17 protein-coding genes are annotated in these 18,466 nt (G+C 59.7%); 8 read left to right on the forward strand and 9 right to left on the reverse strand.

Annotated elements, in window-relative coordinates; translation table 11 throughout:
• Positions 1–68 precede the first annotated feature (68 nt).
• A complete protein-coding gene (locus NW849_RS00695; protein ID WP_414355485.1) occupies positions 69–284 on the forward strand; it encodes a hypothetical protein in 216 nt (71 codons plus the stop codon).
• Here the strand turns inward: NW849_RS00695 and NW849_RS00700 are convergent.
• On the reverse strand, positions 263–1,306 hold the full coding sequence (locus NW849_RS00700; protein WP_011432607.1) for a glucokinase: 1,044 nt from the start codon (positions 1,304–1,306) through the stop codon (positions 263–265). The genes NW849_RS00695 and NW849_RS00700 overlap by 22 nt on opposite strands.
• 152 nt (positions 1,307–1,458) lie before the next feature.
• Between NW849_RS00700 and NW849_RS00705 the strand changes: the two genes are divergently transcribed.
• Positions 1,459–2,205 carry a DUF3120 domain-containing protein gene (locus tag NW849_RS00705; RefSeq protein WP_414329009.1) on the forward strand — a complete coding sequence of 249 codons (747 nt, stop codon included), beginning with the start codon at positions 1,459–1,461 and terminating at the stop codon, positions 2,203–2,205.
• A 25-nt stretch (positions 2,206–2,230) separates the two neighbouring features.
• Here NW849_RS00705 and NW849_RS00710 read toward each other — a convergent pair whose 3' ends face one another.
• From NW849_RS00710 to NW849_RS00730, 5 genes are all read right to left on the reverse strand, one after another.
• Positions 2,231–2,812 (reverse strand): hypothetical protein, encoded by a 582-nt coding sequence (locus NW849_RS00710; protein WP_414355486.1) that lies wholly within the window; start codon positions 2,810–2,812, stop codon positions 2,231–2,233.
• 74 nt (positions 2,813–2,886) lie between these two features.
• Positions 2,887–3,411 carry an acetolactate synthase small subunit gene (gene ilvN, locus NW849_RS00715; protein WP_011432604.1) on the reverse strand — a complete coding sequence of 175 codons (525 nt, stop codon included), beginning with the start codon at positions 3,409–3,411 and terminating at the stop codon, positions 2,887–2,889.
• 164 nt (positions 3,412–3,575) lie between these two features.
• Positions 3,576–6,074: a DUF3656 domain-containing U32 family peptidase gene (locus NW849_RS00720; RefSeq protein ID WP_414355487.1), complete on the reverse strand. Its 2,499-nt coding sequence runs from the start codon at positions 6,072–6,074 to the stop codon at positions 3,576–3,578.
• 237 nt (positions 6,075–6,311) lie between these two features.
• Entirely contained in the window at positions 6,312–7,445 is a 1,134-nt protein-coding gene (locus NW849_RS00725; protein WP_414355488.1) for a histidine kinase, read from the reverse strand.
• A 228-nt stretch (positions 7,446–7,673) separates the two neighbouring features.
• A complete protein-coding gene (locus NW849_RS00730; RefSeq protein ID WP_414352125.1) occupies positions 7,674–7,856 on the reverse strand; it encodes a DUF3285 domain-containing protein in 183 nt (60 codons plus the stop codon).
• 168 nt (positions 7,857–8,024) lie between these two features.
• On the opposite strand from NW849_RS00730, the gene NW849_RS00735 reads away from it, so the two are divergent.
• Positions 8,025–8,675: an ABC transporter ATP-binding protein gene (locus tag NW849_RS00735; protein ID WP_414355511.1), complete on the forward strand. Its 651-nt coding sequence runs from the start codon at positions 8,025–8,027 to the stop codon at positions 8,673–8,675.
• Here the strand turns inward: NW849_RS00735 and NW849_RS00740 are convergent.
• Complete coding sequence (locus NW849_RS00740; protein WP_414355489.1) at positions 8,666–9,799, reverse strand: murein hydrolase activator EnvC family protein; 1,134 nt, start codon at positions 9,797–9,799, stop codon at positions 8,666–8,668. The two genes, NW849_RS00735 and NW849_RS00740, sit on opposite strands and share 10 nt — an antisense overlap.
• A gap of 677 nt (positions 9,800–10,476) precedes the next feature.
• Here NW849_RS00740 and eda point away from each other — a divergent pair.
• The 3 genes from eda to NW849_RS00755 are packed head-to-tail and all read left to right on the forward strand — an operon-like array spanning position 10,477 to position 12,251.
• Positions 10,477–11,190 carry a bifunctional 4-hydroxy-2-oxoglutarate aldolase/2-dehydro-3-deoxy-phosphogluconate aldolase gene (gene eda, locus NW849_RS00745; protein WP_414355490.1) on the forward strand — a complete coding sequence of 238 codons (714 nt, stop codon included), beginning with the start codon at positions 10,477–10,479 and terminating at the stop codon, positions 11,188–11,190.
• 25 nt (positions 11,191–11,215) lie between these two features.
• A complete protein-coding gene (gene ybeY, locus NW849_RS00750) occupies positions 11,216–11,710 on the forward strand; it encodes an rRNA maturation RNase YbeY (RefSeq protein WP_414355491.1) in 495 nt (164 codons plus the stop codon).
• On the forward strand, positions 11,694–12,251 hold the full coding sequence (locus NW849_RS00755) for a diacylglycerol kinase family protein (protein WP_414355492.1): 558 nt from the start codon (positions 11,694–11,696) through the stop codon (positions 12,249–12,251). The genes ybeY and NW849_RS00755 overlap by 17 nt, the downstream gene beginning before the upstream one ends.
• Positions 12,252–12,275: 24 nt before the next feature.
• Here NW849_RS00755 and thrB read toward each other — a convergent pair whose 3' ends face one another.
• Positions 12,276–13,202 (reverse strand): homoserine kinase, encoded by a 927-nt coding sequence (gene thrB / locus NW849_RS00760; RefSeq protein WP_414355493.1) that lies wholly within the window; start codon positions 13,200–13,202, stop codon positions 12,276–12,278.
• Between the two features lie 303 nt (positions 13,203–13,505).
• On the opposite strand from thrB, the gene NW849_RS00765 reads away from it, so the two are divergent.
• Both NW849_RS00765 and NW849_RS00770 read left to right on the forward strand, forming a co-directional pair.
• A complete protein-coding gene (locus NW849_RS00765; protein ID WP_414355494.1) occupies positions 13,506–14,741 on the forward strand; it encodes an anion transporter in 1,236 nt (411 codons plus the stop codon).
• Positions 14,742–14,825: 84 nt separating this feature from the next.
• Entirely contained in the window at positions 14,826–15,554 is a 729-nt protein-coding gene (locus tag NW849_RS00770) for an SDR family oxidoreductase (protein ID WP_414355495.1), read from the forward strand.
• Between the two features lie 295 nt (positions 15,555–15,849).
• On the opposite strand, the gene pheT is transcribed toward NW849_RS00770, so the two are convergent.
• A complete protein-coding gene (gene pheT / locus NW849_RS00775) occupies positions 15,850–18,327 on the reverse strand; it encodes a phenylalanine--tRNA ligase subunit beta (RefSeq protein ID WP_414355512.1) in 2,478 nt (825 codons plus the stop codon).
• Between the last annotated feature and the right edge of the window lie 139 nt (positions 18,328–18,466).

Consider the following 18,466-nt stretch of genomic DNA (forward strand, 5'->3'; position numbering starts at 1 on the left):
AAGTCCCTCTGCGTGGTGGCGATCATTGTCAGTTGGATGGCGGAGCCACAGGCAGAGTGCTTTCCGGTGTGGGGTCTGCCAATCCAGCCCAGCAAAGGCGCAATCCCATCTTGCCCCATCTGCTGGCTCAAGATGGAGTCTGGGGCAAAGGACGGCTGGGCGAGATTTTCCAGCACGATTCCAGCATCCGTTGGGGTCGCTGCCATCACCTGCTGGATGGGGTGTTCCAGGGGTGGCAACCTCAACAGCAGCGGCTGCTCCTTCACAAAAGGTTGGCGGCGTAGCGAGCAGCTCCCCTCAGCCCCACCTGCGCATTCACCACCACCTGCACCGACAGTTGCTCCAGAAGAGGACGCATCCGCCCCTTATCCAAAAACGAGGACAAAAACTCCCCTTGATGCAGTAGGCGCAAGAGCTTGGGCGCGATCCCCCCAGCGATGAACAGGCCCCCGCGCGGCAATAGGTGTAGGGCAAAGTTCCCGACTGCAGCCCCGTACAGGCTGATGAAAAGCCGCAGACACTCCACCGCCAGGGGATCCCGTGCTTCCATAGCAGCATTGGCAATTTGGGCTGCCGGGTCAATATGCTTAGCTCCCTTTTCCCAAGCCTCAATTTGGGCCAGCAGCTGTTCTTCTCCTGAGCCCCACTGGCTATCCCGCAAAAATTGATAAATGGCAACGATCCCCTGCCCTGAGACCACCCGCTCGGTGGAGACACGTCCGTGCCGTTTTTGCAAATACCTCAAGAGCTCCCACTCCAGAGGGGTGCGCGGGGAAAAATCCACGTGTCCTCCCTCGCTGGCATGAACTTGGTAACCCCCTTCTCCCCAGGTAAGGTAAGCCTGCCCCAAACCCGTGCCTGCTCCCATCACGCCAATCGGAGCCCGCGGTTGACGCTCACCCACTTGCAAGGTGTCCAGATCCTGGTCGCCGAGGGCAAGCACGCCATACCCCACCGCGCTGAAGTCGTTGATCAAGGCTACGCGCGGGATCCCCAGCTCTGCGGCCAATTGGCTCGACTGCAGATCCCAGGGCAAGTTGGTCACTTTGGCAGTCTGTCCCTCAGACCCTGAGCCCCTTGTTTCCATGACGGGGCCGGCCACTGCAAAACAGGCGGCAGCAGGCTGTGGATCTCGCCCCAGCTCCCGCCGAGCCTGGGCCAGAAACTCTCCCACCATTGGGGCGAGGTTGGCGTAATCTTGGCTGGCATAGCGGCAGTGGTAAAGGCTGTGCTCGGGATCCTCGGCATTGACAAGGCTGAGGCTGGTTTTGGTGCCCCCGATGTCTCCTGCCAACAACAAGTCCATACAGTTTCCTCCGGCCAGCACCTCCTTCCCACCCTGACATCTCTGGAGAGAGAATGCCAGGCCCCCAAGGCTTCCCCGCTCCTGCTGGGGAGAAGAGGGAAGGGCAAAGAAGGTGCTATGTTAACTGATGTAAAGGTTTTTAATATTGCATTTTGTCTTCTACACCTTTTTTACCCCCTCTCCAAGATGAGCCTCTGCTGTCCTCTGAGCGTTTGGCCGGGCTGGATCCCCGCCCTCTCTCGGCTCAAAGGCGTTTTCGATCCCACCATGCCATTGGGGGAGTGGCAGCTCTGCTCGTGAGTCTGCCCGTTTTTGTGCAAGCGCCCCTGGTGCGGTATGCCCCTTGGGTCAGCTTGGTGATGTCTTTGGGCTGGCTGGGCCTTAGCTTGCATCTCTACTCCCAGCCCCGTACCCGCCTGTGGGGAGATTTGCTGTACGGCTTTACCCTGACTTGGCTGGCAGGATCCCTGTATTGGGGATGGCTGCGCTTTGAGCCTCTTTGGCACATGCCCATGGAAGCCTTGGGGATCCCGATTGTCTGGTGGGGGACACGGCGACGGTTTGCCCGCATCGGTACCTGGTTTTATCTCGGCTCCCTGTGGGGTACGGCGGTTACAGATCTCTACATTCACTCGGTGGGGCTGCTGCCTGAGTGGCGGCAGGCGATGCAGTTTGACCGGTTGGAGCAGGCGGTTGTCCCTTTTAGGGCGGCCCTCGACAAAATGGCTACCCCCTGGGGCCTGGGTTGGGGCATCGGCTTGGGCCTTCTGTTGCTGGGTGTTGGATTGTGGAGAGTCCAGGGATCCCGCCGCTTGCACCATTGGGCATTTGCGGGAGCAGTGCTGAATACCCTGTTGGTGGATGGGCTATTTGGCTGGGGGGCAGCTCTGCTGCGGTGAGCTGGGACATCCCCATAACTCTGCTTCAGGTGGGAGTAGAAGTATTGGTAGGGCTGGGAGCTCCATCGGACTCCGTCCTGCCAACGTCGGCGGCAGCAGGTGCAGTTGCCGGCAGTGTAGGTTCTGGCCCGGCAGGAGGCAAATCCGGTGCCGGTGCGGGCTGAGGCAGAAAGTCGATGACCTCCCAAGTCTTGGAATCCGGTGAGCTGTAGGCCAGCAGCCACCGTTCGGGCACGGTTTTGACGCGGTCGGGCGAGCGTTGTGTAGCAACAGTTTGTGCCTTTTGGTGGGCCAGGGTGAGCTGGAAGGGATCCCCTTTGCGGCGATAGGGGCGGCGGGATCCCGGCGGCTGCACGATTAGGGTGTAGGTGCCGCTGAGGTGATGGCCTTCCAGGGTTTCTCCTGAGGCCAACAGCAAGGGTTCACGGCGATCCTGGCGGATTTTCACATCCTGCAATTGCAGGCGGGCTGCTAGCTGGTCACTGCCCACCAAGGATCCCACCGGCCCGGACACATGAGCGATCTGATAGGCAAGGGCCTGCTGCACAATCGGCTTTGGCGGTCTAGGGCCGCAGCCGGCCAGCAGCCCCACCAGCACAATAGCCACAAGGCTAATCGTGCCCCGCAGAACCGATCCCCTACAACTCCACCCCAGTTTTGGCATCGCTTCCCCTGAGGCCATCAGACGGTAACTAAGGTGGGGTGTTGCTTCAGGTATTCCGTATTCACGCCGGACTCGCGGGTGAGAGCCACCAGGCCGGTACGGGCGATCTCGCGGATGCCAAAGCTGGTCAACATCTTGATGATGGCCACCATTTTGCCGGGATCCCCGGTTACCTCGAGAGTCAAAGACTCCTCCGCCACATCCACAATCCGGGCGCGAAACATTTGGGCCACATCCATAATGGCGGAGCGGGTATCGGGGCTGGCATTGACCTTGACCAGCATCAGCTCCCGTTCCACGCAGGGAACATGGGTGATATCGGTAACTTTCAGCACGTCGATGAGCTTGTAGAGCTGCTTCGTCATCTGCTCCACATCGTGTTCATCTCCCTGCACCACCATGGTGATGCGAGAGATCCCCGGTCGTTCGGTGGGGCCAACGGTGAGGCTGTCGATGTTAAAGCCGCGACGGGCAAACATCCCCGCAATGCGGGTTAAAACGCCAGGCTGATCCTGCACGAGGGCGCTGAGGGTGTGTTTCACGGCAACCAGAGGATAGAGAAAAAGCTGAGAAGAGGTTGGGGAAGCACCTGGGAATAACAATACCCTGAGGAAATTTTACGCCAACTTTGCCGGAATGTTTTTCGCATTGCTCCGGTCGGAGCACAGCTGCAGAGCCGGCGCCCTAGAGAAAGACAGCGCAGCCGTTAACTCTCCAAAGACCCGCGCGTAACCCCCAATTGGCTGTGTAGCTTCAGCTCCTGCCACAGTTGGGATCCGCTGAGTTGACCTTGTAGGAGTTGCTGATAGCGGTGCAGGGTTTGTTGGATCTCGGCGGGGGATTCATGCAAAAATTCGATGCGCAGATAGCGCAGGCCCAAGGCCAATAATTTCGGCACATATTCTGCCCCCGTTTGGGCCTTGCCGTTGTAGAGGGTATTCCGACAGCCGGCATCGGCCTTCAAAATGTGCTCGACATTGGCTCTGTCCCTCAGCTTCACCTCGTGTTTTTCACATGGGCGACCACAATTGGTGTAATCCGTTCCGCTGGATAAAAAGGCGCAAAAGACGCAGTGCTCCATGTGGAACAGGGGCATATGTTGATGAAGGGTAACCTCATACCTATGGGCGGGGCCGGCTTGCAGCAGGGATCCCAGTTGCTCGTGGTTGAGGTCATAGGAAGCCGTCAGGCGCTCCAGGTTGTAACGGGTTTTGAGATAGTGGGCCGTGATGGGATTGGCCACATTTAACGAAAAATCCCCAATGCAGCGCTGCCCGGCAAAGAAACGGAGATGGTCGTAATTTCTCACCAAGTAGCCATCGGCTCCGCCGACCAACACTTGCTTTAGGATCCAGGTTTCTCCCGGCTTGGTGATGCGGGGCGGAGCGACCCACAGTTCCACCTCGGGATGGGCGGCTTTGGTTGTGCGGATCACCTCCCGATAGCGGCGGGGATCCTCAAACTCCAGATAGATCTGCCTAATACCGCTGGCTATCGCCGCCGGCAGTTGCGCCGGATCCCGCACCAACACCACCAACTGCGGGGATCCCCTTTCGGGCTCCTCCTGAGAAGGCACCAGATCTTGCCAGCGAGCTTCGGGATTGAGTTGCCAGCGCGGGGGCTGAGCTCGCAGAGCTTGTAGGCGTTCCACCGCTTGTCGGCGCATCTGGTTGAGCAGGCTCACCGGCAGCATTACCTCCCCCTGCAAGGCATTGTGCAGGGATCCCAACTTGAAGGGAGTGGAGCCCAAACGGCCCAGTTGCTGTCGCAGTTTTTCGGTGGTGAGGGGTTGGCGGTGGGCAGCTTCCAGGGGCAGCGGCGAATCCACCTGCACCGTATGGCCTTGCTCATCCCGCAGGATCAGCGTCAGCGGGGATCCCACTTGGCCGTGAACCTCCATGTGGACAGGCCGCTGAAAGCGGGGGTGATCCCCGGCGTAGCTTTGGCGCAGGCGCTTTTCCAGTTCCGGGTCGCTGGTCTTCCAGAGGCGATCCCCCACCCGCAGACGTTTGAGGTCAATGGCCCCCTCTCCAAAGCTGATCCAGGCCAGCCCCTGCTTCTCTTGCACGCGGTAAACCCGTCCCCCCTGCTCCGGTAACTCCGGCTGCCCCTGATCAAACACCACGCCATCCCCGGCTTTGAGGGGTGCCTCCAGCCGGATCACCACCTGATCCTGTTGGATCCCCACCACCTGCCCCAGGTAAACCCCCCGTTTCTTGCCAAACCGCGCGTGCACCAGCTCCTGGTTGTTGATGCCCCGCAGCCAGCCCGTATAAAGCCCGCGAGAAAAGCTCATCTCCAGCTCGTAGCGTTCCTGCTGCGAAGGCTGCCACGGCTGCCCCGCTCCCAGCGCATCCAACGCCTGCCGATACACCCGCGTTACATTGGCTACATATTCTGGGGATTTCAGTCGGCCCTCAATTTTCAGACAGCGGATTCCCAGCTTCACCAGCTCCGGCAGCACCTCCAGCCCGGCCAAATCTTGAGGGCTGAGCAGATACCGCTTTTCGCCTAAGTCGCGGCGGATCCCATCTACCACCAGCTCATAGGGCATGCGGCAGGCTTGAGCACATTCGCCTCGGTTGGCCGAACGCCCCCCCAGCGCCTCGCTGGTCAGACATTGCCCCGAGTAGGCCACACACAACGCCCCATGCACGAAGACCTCCAGAGATAGAGGGGATCCCTTCTCTTCCAGATAGGCCCGGATCTGGGCGATTTCCCGCAGGGAACATTCCCGCGCCAGCACCACCACCTCACAGCCCAGCTCGGCGGCAAACTCCGCTCCCACTCCGCTGGTAATGGTCATTTGCGTAGAAGCGTGGATGGGAAAGTCGGGAGAAAGATGCCGGATCAGGCGGGCTATGCCGATATCCTGCACAATCACCGCATCCACCCCCGCCGCGATCATCGAGCGGAGGTATCCCTCGGCTTCCGTCAGCTCCCTTGGAAAAACCAGGGTATTTAAAGTAACATAGCCCCGTACCCCCCGCCGGTGCAGCCAGGCCATCAGTTCCGGCAAATCCGCTTCCGTAAAATTGCGGGCACGCATCCGGGCGTTGAAGCGCTCCAGCCCAAAATAGATGGCATCGGCCCCGTTTTCCACCGCCGCCTTGGCACACTCCCAATCCCCTGCCGGAGCCAGCAGTAGGGGCAGCTCAGCGGCACAACGACTCGTCTCTACGGGGCTCATCCCAGAAGCACTCATCGAGAAGCACTTTACTGTAGATGAATGAAGATGAAGAGGAAGAAGCCAAGGGATCCTTAACCCATTCAAACGCAAAAGACCTGAAAGACGGAACCGCTCCAACGCGGAAGCGTCGCGCAGCGCGAGCAGTAAACCCAGGACTCCGTACGTGCCTATTCTGCCGGCTGTTGGCAACTCCTTGATGCTGGAAAACCGTCAGTCTCTGAGGGCTTGCACCACTGGGGAGCCAGCTCTCGGCTAGCGCTTGCAGAGCCGATATACAGGCAAAGTGAAATGAAAGCTGCTGCCTTTGCCCAAGGAAGACTCCACCCAAATCTGGCCGTAGTGGGCACGCACAATCCGTCGGCAGAGGGAAAGGCCGATGCCATAGCCCTCCTGCTGCTGATCCCGGGACAGGCGGACGGAATCGGAGAAGATGCTCTCTTGGTCGGCTTCCGGGATCCCAGGGCCGGTATCGCTGACGGTCACCTGCACCTTTTGGCTGGTGCGATGGAGGACATCGAGGCGGATGGATCCCCCGGCGGGGGTGTACTTGATGGCGTTGTCCAGCAGGTTGAACAGAACTTGGCGGATCTTGTCGGGATCCACATGGACGGAGGGCAGATCCACGGGAATATCCGCTTGAAACTGCAGCCGCTTGCCTTGAATGCGCGGCCATAGCTCCTCGATCACCGCCTGACACAAGCCGGGCAACTGGGTTTCTACGGCTCGAATCCTCAGCTCCGAGGCAGCGCCACGGGCCGACTCCAGGATATCGGTGATCATGCTGTCCATCTTGCGCAGTTGCTGGCGCGCGTGGTCGAACAACTGCCGTTCCAGCGCTTTGTCCAGGGATCCCTCGCGCCCCTGTTGCAGGGTTTCGACCGCCAAAGCCGTGGCCGTCAGGGGGCTGCGCAAATCATGCACCAGCATGGCCAGAACGCGATCTTTGAAGTCCAACTGCTCCCGCAATTGGGCCCGCTCCTGCCGCAGCAAAAACACCTCTTCCGACATTTGCAACAGCGCCTCGGTGGTCGGAGGGGAGGTGGGATCCTGTCCTGCCCCTTCTTGATGGGAAGCCAAGGCCGCCTGGCCTTGCCAACGGGGCCACCACACTTCCAACTGCGTCGCCAAGTCTCCGCCCGCCAAAACCTGAGCAGGCAAGGGCTCAGCCTTGACCAGAGCCGGAGTCGCCACCAGCTTGTAATGCTCTGCTAGGTAGGGGTGCTCCTCCAGTGGCACCACTTCCAGTTGGGCAGGGTATTGACCGGGCAACCCCTGGATGTGCTGGCGCAGATGTTCCTCAAGTTCGGCAACGACAGCTCGACTCTTGGCAAACAACAGCAGGCGAATGACAGAACGAGCGGAGGTGAGATCTGGCGAAGTCTGCATAGGCCAAAATCCAAAAGCCAAGGGTTGGCGTTTCAGCAGCCGGGATTGCCGTACGCTCGAACCGTGGGAGCCATTGCTGCTTGTTCCTTCCTAACACCTAATCTTGGGAAAAGCTCAAGAAGCGACATGGAGTGTAACAAGAAAGACCTTTCAGGGTGTGGCTTTCCCGCCCTAGGAACAACTGCAAGAGGGTATAGCCAGGACACTCTCGCGGAACTCAGTGAAAACTCAGTGAAACAGGTAGGCCAGCCCCACCAGCAGGGCCACCAACCCCACCGCTGTCAGGGTGAAGTGAAGCAGGGAAGTCTTGCCTTTGCGCACCATGTTGCGCATGGCCAGGCGGGTGTAACTCAGCTGGGGGGGGGATCCCGCCCCAACCGAAGGAGAATCTGCAGAAGAAGGCTGCGCCATCAGGATAACCAGAGCGATAATTTACCCTACCTTCAGGCTAGCTTAATCTGCTCCTCCGGATAGAGGTGTTTCCCAAGCTTCGACCTTCCCGCTGAAGAAGGGCCATAGCTGTCGCGCGGGGATCTTCCGGTGCCAAAATAACGACAGCATCCCCCTCTTTTGCCCCCCATGTTGCAAGTTCAGCATCTTTCCTACCATCCGGCAGCCGTCTCCCAGCCCATTCTCAACGATCTCTCCTTTGAGTTGGGCCTGAACCAGTTGGGGCTGATCGTGGGCAAAAGTGGGGCGGGCAAGAGCACCCTGCTGGAGATTTTGGCTGGCTTGGCGCGGCCCACCCAAGGACGGATTACCTGGGGAGGGGCAGAACTTTCCCCCAACCGCTTGCGCAGCATGGCGGGGTTGGTGTTTCAGTTTCCAGAGCGCCACTTTTGCGGCTTGACGGTGCTGGAGGAAATGCGCTTTGGTTATCCAGAGCTACAGAGAAAAGAGATCGAAAACGCCCTCAGACAGGTGGGATTGGAAGGGATCCCTCTACATACCTCCCCAAACCGCCTCAGCGGCGGGCAACAGCGGCGCTTGGCCCTGGCCGTCCAGTTGATCCGTGGCCCGTTTTTGCTGTTGCTGGATGAGCCGACGGCAGGATTGGATTGGTCGGTGCGGCGGCAGTTGATCGAGCTGTTGGCCCGGCTGAAGTCCACCTGGACGGTGCTGGTGGTTTCTCACGACCCGGAGGAGCTGTCCTCCATTGCCGATGTGCGGTGGACATTGCAGGCGGGATCCCTGAGGCCGGTGGCGGCGGAGGCTTTGCTTCAGAGGTAGCGGCGGGGATCGACCGGTTGGCCGTTGACGCGCACTTCAAAGTGAACATGGGGCCCGGTGGAGAGGCCGGTGGAGCCGGAAGCAGCAACAACTTGCCCCCGCTGTACCTGCTGGCCTACCCCAACGGCAACGCGGCTGTTGTGGGCGTACAGGGTGGTGATGCCGCCGCCGTGATTCACAATCACCGTATAGCCGTAGCCGCCGTACCAACCGGCGTAGATGACGGTGCCCCGGTCTGAAGCTCTGACTGCGGTGCCGGTGGGCACACCAAAATCGATCCCCGCATGAAAGCGGCGACTGCGGTAGAGGGGGTGAACCCGCCAGCCAAAGCCGCTGGTGATCGGCCCGCGCACCGGAGCAATGAATCGGCCTGTCCCTTGAACGGGATCCCTGCCCCCTTGCTGTTGGGCCTGCTGGGCGATCAGTTGCTGGATCAGACTGGTGAGCTGTCGAGAATCGGCTTCCAACCGCCGTTGGGCTGCTTCATAGGCCGCGCGTTCGTTGGCCAAGCGGCCCACCAGTTGCTCTTGGGCGGCAGCCTGCTGCTGCAGTTGATTCTTCTGGGCGGCCAGCTCCTGCAAAATCAAGGAAATCTCGTTGCGCTGCATCTCCAGGGCAATGCGCTGTTGATCCACCTCTTTGGCCATTGCTTGCAGCTCTTGGATCAACTGCCGATCCGCCTCGATCAACAGTTGCAGTTGGTGGCGGCGGTCGAAAAACTCGTTCAAGTCACGGCTGGTGAGCAGCAAAGCCCACCAATGTTCGGCCCCCTGTCGCTGCATGTAGCGCAAACGGGCAGCCGTGCCCTGTTGCTGCCGTCTCAGGCGGTCTTCCAGCTCCTGTAGCTCCTTTTGAGCTTGCTCCAGGGCTTTCTGGGCTTGTTCCAGACGATACTGATTGTCGCGAAGGCTGGATTCGGTCTGTCGAATGTTTTGCTGCAGGGATCCCATGCGGCGGCGGGCTTCTTCTTCTGCTTGGCGCAGTTCTCCCAAGCGGCGCTGAGTGCTCTGGATTTGTTGCTGGATCTGCTGCTGCCGCTGTTGCAATTGGTTGACATTCTGCGCCTGAGACGGGGCAACCCCCCCCAGTCCCCCCAACAGCAAGAGGGTGAGCAATCCAAGCATCACCCACACTTTCAGTCTGCGTGCCCCACGACTCAGACTCGTCACTCCTCACACCCTCTGCGACTGACCCATCGACCCTAAGGATACAAAGATCCCCACGGATCTGAATCGGGCCTGAGCTGGCTATTTAGGGCTACTCCGAACAGCAACAGAAGAGCCAGACAGTAGCGACTCCACCTCCGGATCCCACAGGCCTGACGGCATGCAACTCAAGCGGCAGCAACCTCAACGGACTAGAAAAACTAGGAAATGACGATAAACTGGCCGCTCACCTGCTGGCAAACCTCACGCTTAGAAGGCCAACCAAAAAGTTGCCTCATACAGACGGGATACCTTGCGGCACCTTTGGTTTGAGGAATCTTCCTCCTCTTCTCTGCTGAGTTCAGCACCGGTTAGGGAGACAACAAGGCCAGAGCAGGAACCAGCAACGCCGTGAAAAGCTGGGAAAAGCAAACACTCCGGCAAAGGCCACGAACGCGCAAACAGTTGCCCCTATAAAACACCGGCTTTGCTTGTTCCTGAGTCATCTGCTAGGCTTTCCCTTGAAAGAAAAGACGTTTAGGCTTTATGGTTTGTCATTATTTCATTGGCAGGCTGACTTTTTCGTTTTTGGATTGCAATTAAACTTAAGCTAAACCCAAGCAACTGCAAAACACTGAGCGGGTATTTTCCTACAGATGGCATTCGAGGATGCTGAGTGCAGTTTCAGAAAAGGGTCACAGCACCCCTGGTTACTCCATCTGTGGCAGCAGCCGCTGATTGCCGTGATCCGCCTCTGTGCCAGCCCAGCCCAGGCCCTAGAGGGATCCATGCTGGCCATCCGGGCCGGGATCCGCCACATTGAAATCACCACGCAAGTTCCCCAATACCTGGAGTTGATTGCCCAACTGCGGCAAGACCACCCGCAGTGTTGGATAGGGGTGGGCACTGTTCTCAATCGACAGATGGCGGAGCAGGCTTGGCAGGCAGGAGCCCAGTTTTGCGTTTGCCCCTTCACCGATGAGCAAGTCATCCGTTGGGGTCGGGAAGTAGGGCTGCCCATCGTGCCCGGTGCCCTCACCCCCGGCGAGATCTGGAGGGCGTGGCAGGCGGGGGCAACGGCAGTGAAGGTGTTTCCGGTGGAGAGCATGGGGGGATCCCGCTACCTGCGCCATCTACAATCGGTGCTGGGATCCCTGCCGTTGATCCCCACAGGGGGAGTCACCTTGGCCGGGGCAGCGGAATACCTGCAAACAGGGGCCTGGGCGGTCGGCGTTGCCGGAGATCTGTTCCCGCCAGAGGATTTGCATTCGGGCTGCCATGAGCTGGAGAATCGACTACGACAGGCGCTGAAACAGCTGGCAGAGCAAAGAAGCAAAACCTGGCCCAATCTGGGCAAACCAGTAGAATAAGGGGCGTGGTGTGAGTGAGGCCCGCATGGATGGATTTTTATTAGATCTCTATCTGCAATTCAACATCCCAAGCCCGATTGAAGAAGCCACTTGGCGTCATTGGTTCGAGATCTGGCTGAAAGAGCTGGGAGTACAGGAGCCATGCGAGCTCAGCCTTTGCCTCACTTCCGATGAACACATCCGCCAGCTCAACCGCGAGTTTCGCCATCTCGACGAGCCCACCGATGTGTTGGCCTTTGCCGCGCAGGAGATGTTTGCCCCCTTTGAGATCCAAGACGTAACGGGGGTACGCCTGCTGGGGGATATTGTGATTTCGGTGCCCACCGCCCGCGCACAAGCCAAGGCGCAGGGGCATCGTCTTTCGCAAGAGTTGGCCTGGTTGGCCAGCCACGGGTTGCTCCATCTGCTGGGGTGGGATCACCCGGATGAACTGTCCCTGCAGCGCATGTTGCAGCAACAGCGACAGTTGCTCGCAGCCATCCAACTGGATGGGGAGGTGGCCCATGGCCAACAGCCCTAGTCGGTTGCCGGAGCGTTCTCGCCTGGCGGTGTTCCGGCGGCGCGTCCATTCCGGGCCCACCGGTGTAGACCCAGCGCCTATCTCTGAGGCCGATCCCGCAGCAACTGCCGAGCCTTCGGGGATGGATCCCTGGCGACGCCCCCCCTCTTGGCAAGTGGCTGACAACCTGGGCAAAAGTTTTTACTACGCGGGCAAGGGCTTGGTCTATGCCATCTGCACTCAGCGCAACTTCCGCATCCACATGGCGGTGGCGGTGATAGCCTTTGGCCTTGGGCTGGGCCTGCGGCTGAGCGCTGTGGAAATGGCCCTGATCAGCCTGACCAGCGGCTTGGTGATGGCGCTTGAGCTGGTCAATACCGCTCTGGAAGCGGTGGTGGATCTCACCCTGGGCAGCAAGTATCACCTCTTGGCCGAGATCGCCAAAGATTGCGCGGCAGCAGCCGTGTTGATGGCGGCAGCGGCATCCTTGATGGTGGCGGCTTGGCTATTTCTTCCGCCTTTGGTGTTGCTGCTGCAAGACGGCTTCCCGGCAGCAGGGTAGCTCCCCGATTGGACAGGAAGTTTCCTATCCAGATTGCTGGGAGTGGATCACCACCCGCCCCCCCTGCCGATCCAGATTGAGCAGTTTGGCCTCTGCTTCAATATCCAACTGCGCCCAAGCGCTGACCATCGCGGATCCCACCCGTTCCCGATTCTCGGGAGCACAGAGGGCCAAAAGGGTAGGCCCGGCTCCGCTGATCACCACTCCATAGGCTCCGGCAGCCATGGCTGCAGCTTGAACCGTTTTGAACCCGGTGATCAGCTCCATACGCGCCGGCTGGTGCAGCCGATCCTGCAGGGCCACCTTCAGCCAGTCCACCCGCCCCGACTGCAGGCTGCGGATGAGTAGGCCCAGATGGCTGCTGGAAAAAACTGCATCCGCCAAGCTGACGGATTTGGGCAGGATCTCGCGGGCCGCTTGGGTGGAAAGCTTAAAGTTGGGCACCACAGCCAGGATGCCAATGCTCTCATGCCACTCCACCGGACAGAACACCCACTGCCCCTGCTGTCCCTGCACACAAAGCTGACAACTGCCCTGCAGGGCGGGCACCACATTGTCTGGATGGCCTTCTAGGGCAATGGCCAGTTGTAGGAGGGTTTCGGGAGCTAAGTTAAGCGCCCCAATGGCATTGGCCCCCAGCAAGCCGCCGACAATGGCGGTAGCAGAACTGCCCAACCCCCGCGCCAGCGGCACGTTGAGGGTGATTTCGATTTCTACCCCCGGCACAGGCTTACTCAGCAGCTCAAAGGCGCGGCAAAAAGCCCGGTACACCAGGTTGTCCTTGCTCTGGCTAATGTGGTCGCTGCCGCGGTAGTGGATGCTGAGGCCAGAAGGGATCTCGCGAAAATAGAAGTGATTGTAGAGCTCTAGGGCTGCACCGATGCAGTCGAACCCTGGCCCCAAATTGGCGGTGGTGGCCGGGACGATCACCTCTACTCGTTCTTTGACCAAGGGGACAACTCCTCAGTGAACGGCGGGTAACTCAATGTTTGCGGGTTAGTGCCTACGGGCTCCCATTATCCTACGAACGATGGCCGAACCTTGGATATTCTCCCCACCTCTGCTCAGCCTGCAGCTTGCCGAGGCGAACGCGCTGGCCCAGCGGAGCTGTTGGACTGTCTCGAAAGATTCCTGACCGTGATTGGTTCTTGTGACTTATTGAGTATCGGGAATGTTGGGCCTGTTTCAACTCCAGCCTTTGCCATTGGCTGAACCCATCAGGGATCCTGAAAGAAGTGCGGGAGGGATCGGGGGGTGCAGGGGCTGTCTTGGTTGGTGTTGGGTTTGAGCTATGTCGGGCTGGGACTGGGATCCCTGCCTAGGTTGCGTATGAACCGGGCCACCATCGCCCTGGTGGGATCCGCCCTGTTGATTGGCTTGGGGACCTTGTCGCTACGGCAGGCTTGGGAAGCCATTGACCCGACCACGATTGTGTTTCTCCTGAGCATGATGGTGGTAAATGCCAGCTTGTCCTATGGGGGGGCTTTTCAGTTGGCTTTGCTGGGCTTGATTCGGGTGAGCCGCAGCCCCTTTGGTCTGTTGATCATGCTGGTGTTCGGCAGCGGGCTGCTCTCGGCTTTCCTGCTCAACGACACGCTGGCGCTGGTGTTTACTCCCCTGACTTTGCAGGTCACAACGGTGCTGGGGTTAAACCCGATTCCCTATCTGCTGGGCTTGGCGGCAGCCACCAACCTGGGATCCGTCGCCACCCTGAGCGGCAACCCGCAGAATATCCTGATCGGCTCCTTCTCTGGGATCGGCTACCTGGAGTTTGCTGCCCAGATGACCCCCATTGCCGTGGTAGGGCTGCTGCTGGAAGTGGGGTTGCTGTGGTTGTACTACCCTGAGGTGCGCTCGTTGAAACCCTTTGCCCAGGTGCCTTGGCTACCGCTGCGGCTCTATCCGCCCCTGTTGCGCAAGAGCGTGGTGATTACGGGGGGGCTGTTTGTGGCCTTTGTAGCCGGACTTCCCTTGGCAGAATCGGCCTTGGTGGCGGCAGCCCTGTTGTTGATTACCCGTAGGCTGAAGCCAGAGCGATTTTTGGAGCAGGTGGACTGGAATCTGCTGGTGATGTTTTCCGGGCTATTTATCCTGACGCGGGCAACGCGAGAGCTGGTCACTGTTTGGGGGATGGGCTTGGGATCCTTGGCAGAGAGTCTGGCGGGATCCCCTCTTGCCCTGCTGAGTAGTGTGGCCGTTTTATCCAACCTCATCTCCAATGTGCCGGCGGTGCTGTTGCTGCAATCGTTCCTGCCCCGACAGGAGACTACCGCTTGGTTGTTGCTGGCTGCCGGCTCCACTTTGGCGGGCAATTTGACTCTATTTGGGGCGGTGGCCAATCTGATCACGGTTGAGGCAGCGGCCAAAAAAGGCTATGTGCTCTCGTTTGGAGAACATCTGCGCTTTGGCCTGCCCCTCACTCTGCTGACTTTGGGGTTCAGTGGGTTGTGGCTGTGCCAGCCTTTCCTGTCTTCTCCACCGCTCAGATGACCTCTGTCGAGGGATCCAGTGGGGCTGTGACTGGCTTGTCGGGATCCCTGTGTATGATGGGAAAAAGAGTTTAAGAAACGTAACGTGTCTTCTCCGCTATCGCAGGCAGTTATTTTGATCACAGGGGCAACAGGGGGTATCGGCAGCGTCCTGGTGCCCATGCTGGCTCAGGCTGGATCCCATCTGGTCTTGGCCGCTCGGCGAGAGGAGCCTCTGCGAACTCTGGTGGAGAAATCGCTCTCTCTGGGGGCTGCCTCTGGAGTGGGGATCCCTACCGATGTGACAGACTATGCCCAGGTAGAGGCACTGGTCAACCAAACGGTGCAAACGCATGGGCGCATTGACGTGCTGATCAACCTGGCCGGGGCCGGGATCCTGAAACCTGCTCCGCAACTAACCCCCGCAGACCTAGAGCGGATGATAGCGGTCAACCTGAAGGGCAGCTTCTACACCAGCCAACTGGCTGCCAACCCCATGCGGGAGCAAAAATCCGGCCACATCCTCAATTTCCCCGGCGTCCTTGGACGTCATCCCATGGCGATGGCCTCTGCTTACTGTGCGGCCAAGTTTGGGGTGGTCGGGTTTAGCAAGTGCATGGCCGATGAGCTGAAGCGCTTTGGAGTCAGATTTACGCTGTTTTACTTCGGGGGCATCGACTCACCCTTCTGGGATCCCATCAGCCTGAAGGTGCAGCGAGACAAGATGCTCAGCCCTGCCACGGCTGCGGAAGCCATCCACTTTGCCCTCACAGCGCCCGCCGGTGCTGTACCGAGCGAGATCGTGCTGCAGCCTGAAAGCCACCAATTCCTTTGACCAAGTGTTTTGCTGTCCTTTTGCTGGGGTTGAGGCGGCAGCAGCCTGTCTTTTGGCGAGACAAGCGCTCGAGTTTCTCTCCGAGGCTCCCCCCGTCTCAATTCTGCTCTCCGCAGCCCAAAGCGCCAGCGGGGATCCTCATTTCTCGACGGCAACGTTGGATCAGATCTCCCGACACCCCCACCAACCGTCCTAGCCATTCGTCCGGCACAGAAGCAAGCAACGCCGGGCCAAACTGCTGATGAAGATGCTGCCAGAGAAGGGCAGCCCGCCGCGGCTGGGGTAAAGTGGTCGGCTAGCTGCGCAAGGTAACCGGAAATTGTGTTGTCAACTGCGCCCTCACCTGGTTTTGCAGAGCTTCTACCTCCGCATCCGTGAGGGTGCGATCGGGAGCACGGTACACCAGGCGGAAGGCAAGGCTGCGCTGCCCTGCAGGTACGCCTTGACCACGGTACTCGTCGAAAAGCTGCACCGATTGGAGAAGTTCTCCGCCCGCTCGACGGATAACCTTCTCGATCTCACCAACGGCAAGGTCGAGTGGCGCAAAGAAGGCGATATCCCGATCGGCAGCAGGAAAGGGCGAAAAGGGGACAAATTGCACAATGCCCCGTCTCTCCAGGCTTTCCAGCAAGGGATCCAACTGCAGCTCAAACCCATAGACCTGATCTGGCAGCCCCTTTTCCTGACAGAGGCGGGGGTGCAGTTGCCCGAACAAACCGATGCGGGATCCCTCAATCCACAAACTGGCCTGGCGACCGGGGTGAAGCAGGGACGATTGCTCTTCAGGGGGATCCAGACGAAACTCCGGGCCAAATCCCAGCCGCTCCAGAGCGGAGACCAGCAGCCCCTTGGCCTCGAACCAGTCCATGGGTCGGTTGCGGTGCTGCCAATCGTGGGGATTGGGATCCCCGCCCAAGATACCGCCGATATGCTCAGCTTCCCGGTAAGGGTGGGGGTTGGGGGGAAGGGCATGGGCAAAAACACGACCGATTTCAAAGGCTTGGAGCGGGCCGTTGCCTTGATCCCAGTTGAAGCGGAAGGCCTCCACCAGGCCGGGAAGTAGCGCATTGCGCACGGCTGAATATTCAGGCGAAAGTGGATTGGCGATCCTCACCAAAGATCCATCCTCCTCCGCTGGGCAGAGAGAGATGTGATATACCTCTGTCAGGCCAATGCCGCGCAGCACTTCTCGGATCTGGCGGGTGAATGTTTCCCGCGCCGAAAGGGATCCCACCTGCGGCTCGGTGGGCAGGGTTTCCGAGAAGCGGTCATAGCCGTAGAGACGGGCAAACTCCTCGATGAGGTCGATCTCCCGCTCAATGTCCCGCAGGCGATAGGGGGGAACGACGACCTGCCAGACGCAGCGGGCCACAGTTGCCGTTTCTGTAGCGGGGGAGAGAGCATCCTGGGAACTGGCCTCTTCGCAACGGGAGAGCTGAAAGCCCAAGGCAGACAGGATCTCTTCCACATCCGCCGCCTGCACCTCGTCCCCCAACACATCGATCAGCCGCGACAGCCGCAATTTCAGGCTGCGTTCCAGGGGGGGCCGCCGGTCAAAGGTGGTAAGGCCGGTTACTGCTCCCCCTGCCAGTTCCAGGATCAACTGCACCGCCCGATCTCGGGCCTGATCGAGGGTGGCAAAGTTAACCCCTCGCTCATAGCGGGTGGAAGCCTCGGTGCGCAGACCTTGAGACCGGGCCGAGCGCCGCGTCACCGCTGGATCGAATAGGGCTGCTTCCAAGAAAATGCGAGTGGTGGTCGAGCCGACCTCGGTTTCTTCCCCTCCCATGACCCCGGCCAGAGCTACCGGTTGGCTGCCGGCCACAATGAGATGACTGTCGGCTTGCAAGGTGCGGGTTTGGCCGTCCAAGGTCTTTAAGGTTTCTCCCGGCTGGGCCAAGCGCACCTCGATGGTGGGTTTTTTCTTGCCCATGACCTGGAGCAGGCGATCCCAGTCGAAGGCGTGCAAAGGCTGGCCCCATTCCAGCAGGATCAGATTGGTAATATCCACTACATTGTTGATGGATCGCATGCCGGCAGCGGCCAGTCGGTGTTTTAGCCAGTCGGGGGAAGGGCCGACTTTCACCCCTTCGATCAACACGCCACTGTAGGCGGGGCAGGCTTTGGCGTCGGCAATGCGCAACTGAAAGTTGGGGATGGGCTTGGCCTGAAGAGGCTGGACGGGGGGCAGGCGCAGCGGGTTGCGGGTGAGGGCAGCCACTTCGCGGGCGATCCCCACCATGCTCAGGGCATCGGCCCGGTTGGCGGTGGAAGTGAGATCCAGCACCACATCGTCCAAGCCTAGAAGGGGGCGCACATCAGAGCCAAGCGGATGAACCTCCAGATCCAAGTCGGGCGGGAATTCGTGGATCCCTTCGGAAGATTTCTCCAGCCCCAGCTCTGCCAGAGAGCAGATCATGCCCTCCGAGATCACCCCCCGCTTGTCGGCTTTGGCAATGGTGAGGGAGAGGGCGGGCAAATGGGTGCCGGGCGTGGCCACTGCTACCAGGATCCCAGGGCGGGCGTTGGCGGCTCCACAGACAATGGTGGCAGGCCGATTGGATCCCAAATCCACCTGGCAAACCTGCAGCTTGTCGGCGTTGGGGTGAGGCTCGGCAGCCAGGATCCTGCCCAAAACCACCCCATCTGCCCAGGTGCGGCGGTCTTCGATCTCTTCCACTTCAAACCCCGCCAGGGTGAGGGCCTCTCCCAGTTCTTCAGGTGAAAGTTGGAAATCCACCAGTTCTCGCAGCCACTTCAAGGAGATGCGCATCGCTGAGCCATCGGTGCAAACGCCGCACCCATTATCGCTCACCTGGCCCTCTTCTCCAGCCGGGATCCCGGCCCAAGATCGTGGGATGGCATAGACCCGGTTCTGGCCGGAACCGGTGGGACAGGGTGGGATGCTAAAA

The organism is Synechococcus sp. R55.3 (assembly GCF_047461975.1).
Lineage (GTDB): Bacteria > Cyanobacteriota > Cyanobacteriia > Thermostichales > Thermostichaceae > Thermostichus.

What these genes read in the sequence shown, in the direction of transcription:
- pheT (WP_414355512.1), bottom strand. Translation starts at nt 18,327, where the DNA reads ATGCGCATCTCCTTGAAGTGGCTGCGAGAACTGGTGGATTTCCAACTT.
- NW849_RS00730 (WP_414352125.1), bottom strand. Translation starts at nt 7,856, where the DNA reads ATGGCGCAGCCTTCTTCTGCAGATTCTCCTTCGGTTGGGGCGGGATCC.
- eda (WP_414355490.1), top strand. Translation starts at nt 10,477, where the DNA reads ATGGCATTCGAGGATGCTGAGTGCAGTTTCAGAAAAGGGTCACAGCAC.
- NW849_RS00725 (WP_414355488.1), bottom strand. Translation starts at nt 7,445, where the DNA reads ATGCAGACTTCGCCAGATCTCACCTCCGCTCGTTCTGTCATTCGCCTG.
- NW849_RS00735 (WP_414355511.1), top strand. Translation starts at nt 8,025, where the DNA reads ATGTTGCAAGTTCAGCATCTTTCCTACCATCCGGCAGCCGTCTCCCAG.
- NW849_RS00720 (WP_414355487.1), bottom strand. Translation starts at nt 6,074, where the DNA reads ATGAGTGCTTCTGGGATGAGCCCCGTAGAGACGAGTCGTTGTGCCGCT.
- ybeY (WP_414355491.1), top strand. Translation starts at nt 11,216, where the DNA reads ATGGATGGATTTTTATTAGATCTCTATCTGCAATTCAACATCCCAAGC.
- NW849_RS00755 (WP_414355492.1), top strand. Translation starts at nt 11,694, where the DNA reads ATGGCCAACAGCCCTAGTCGGTTGCCGGAGCGTTCTCGCCTGGCGGTG.
- NW849_RS00740 (WP_414355489.1), bottom strand. Translation starts at nt 9,799, where the DNA reads ATGCTTGGATTGCTCACCCTCTTGCTGTTGGGGGGACTGGGGGGGGTT.
- NW849_RS00700 (WP_011432607.1), bottom strand. Translation starts at nt 1,306, where the DNA reads ATGGACTTGTTGTTGGCAGGAGACATCGGGGGCACCAAAACCAGCCTC.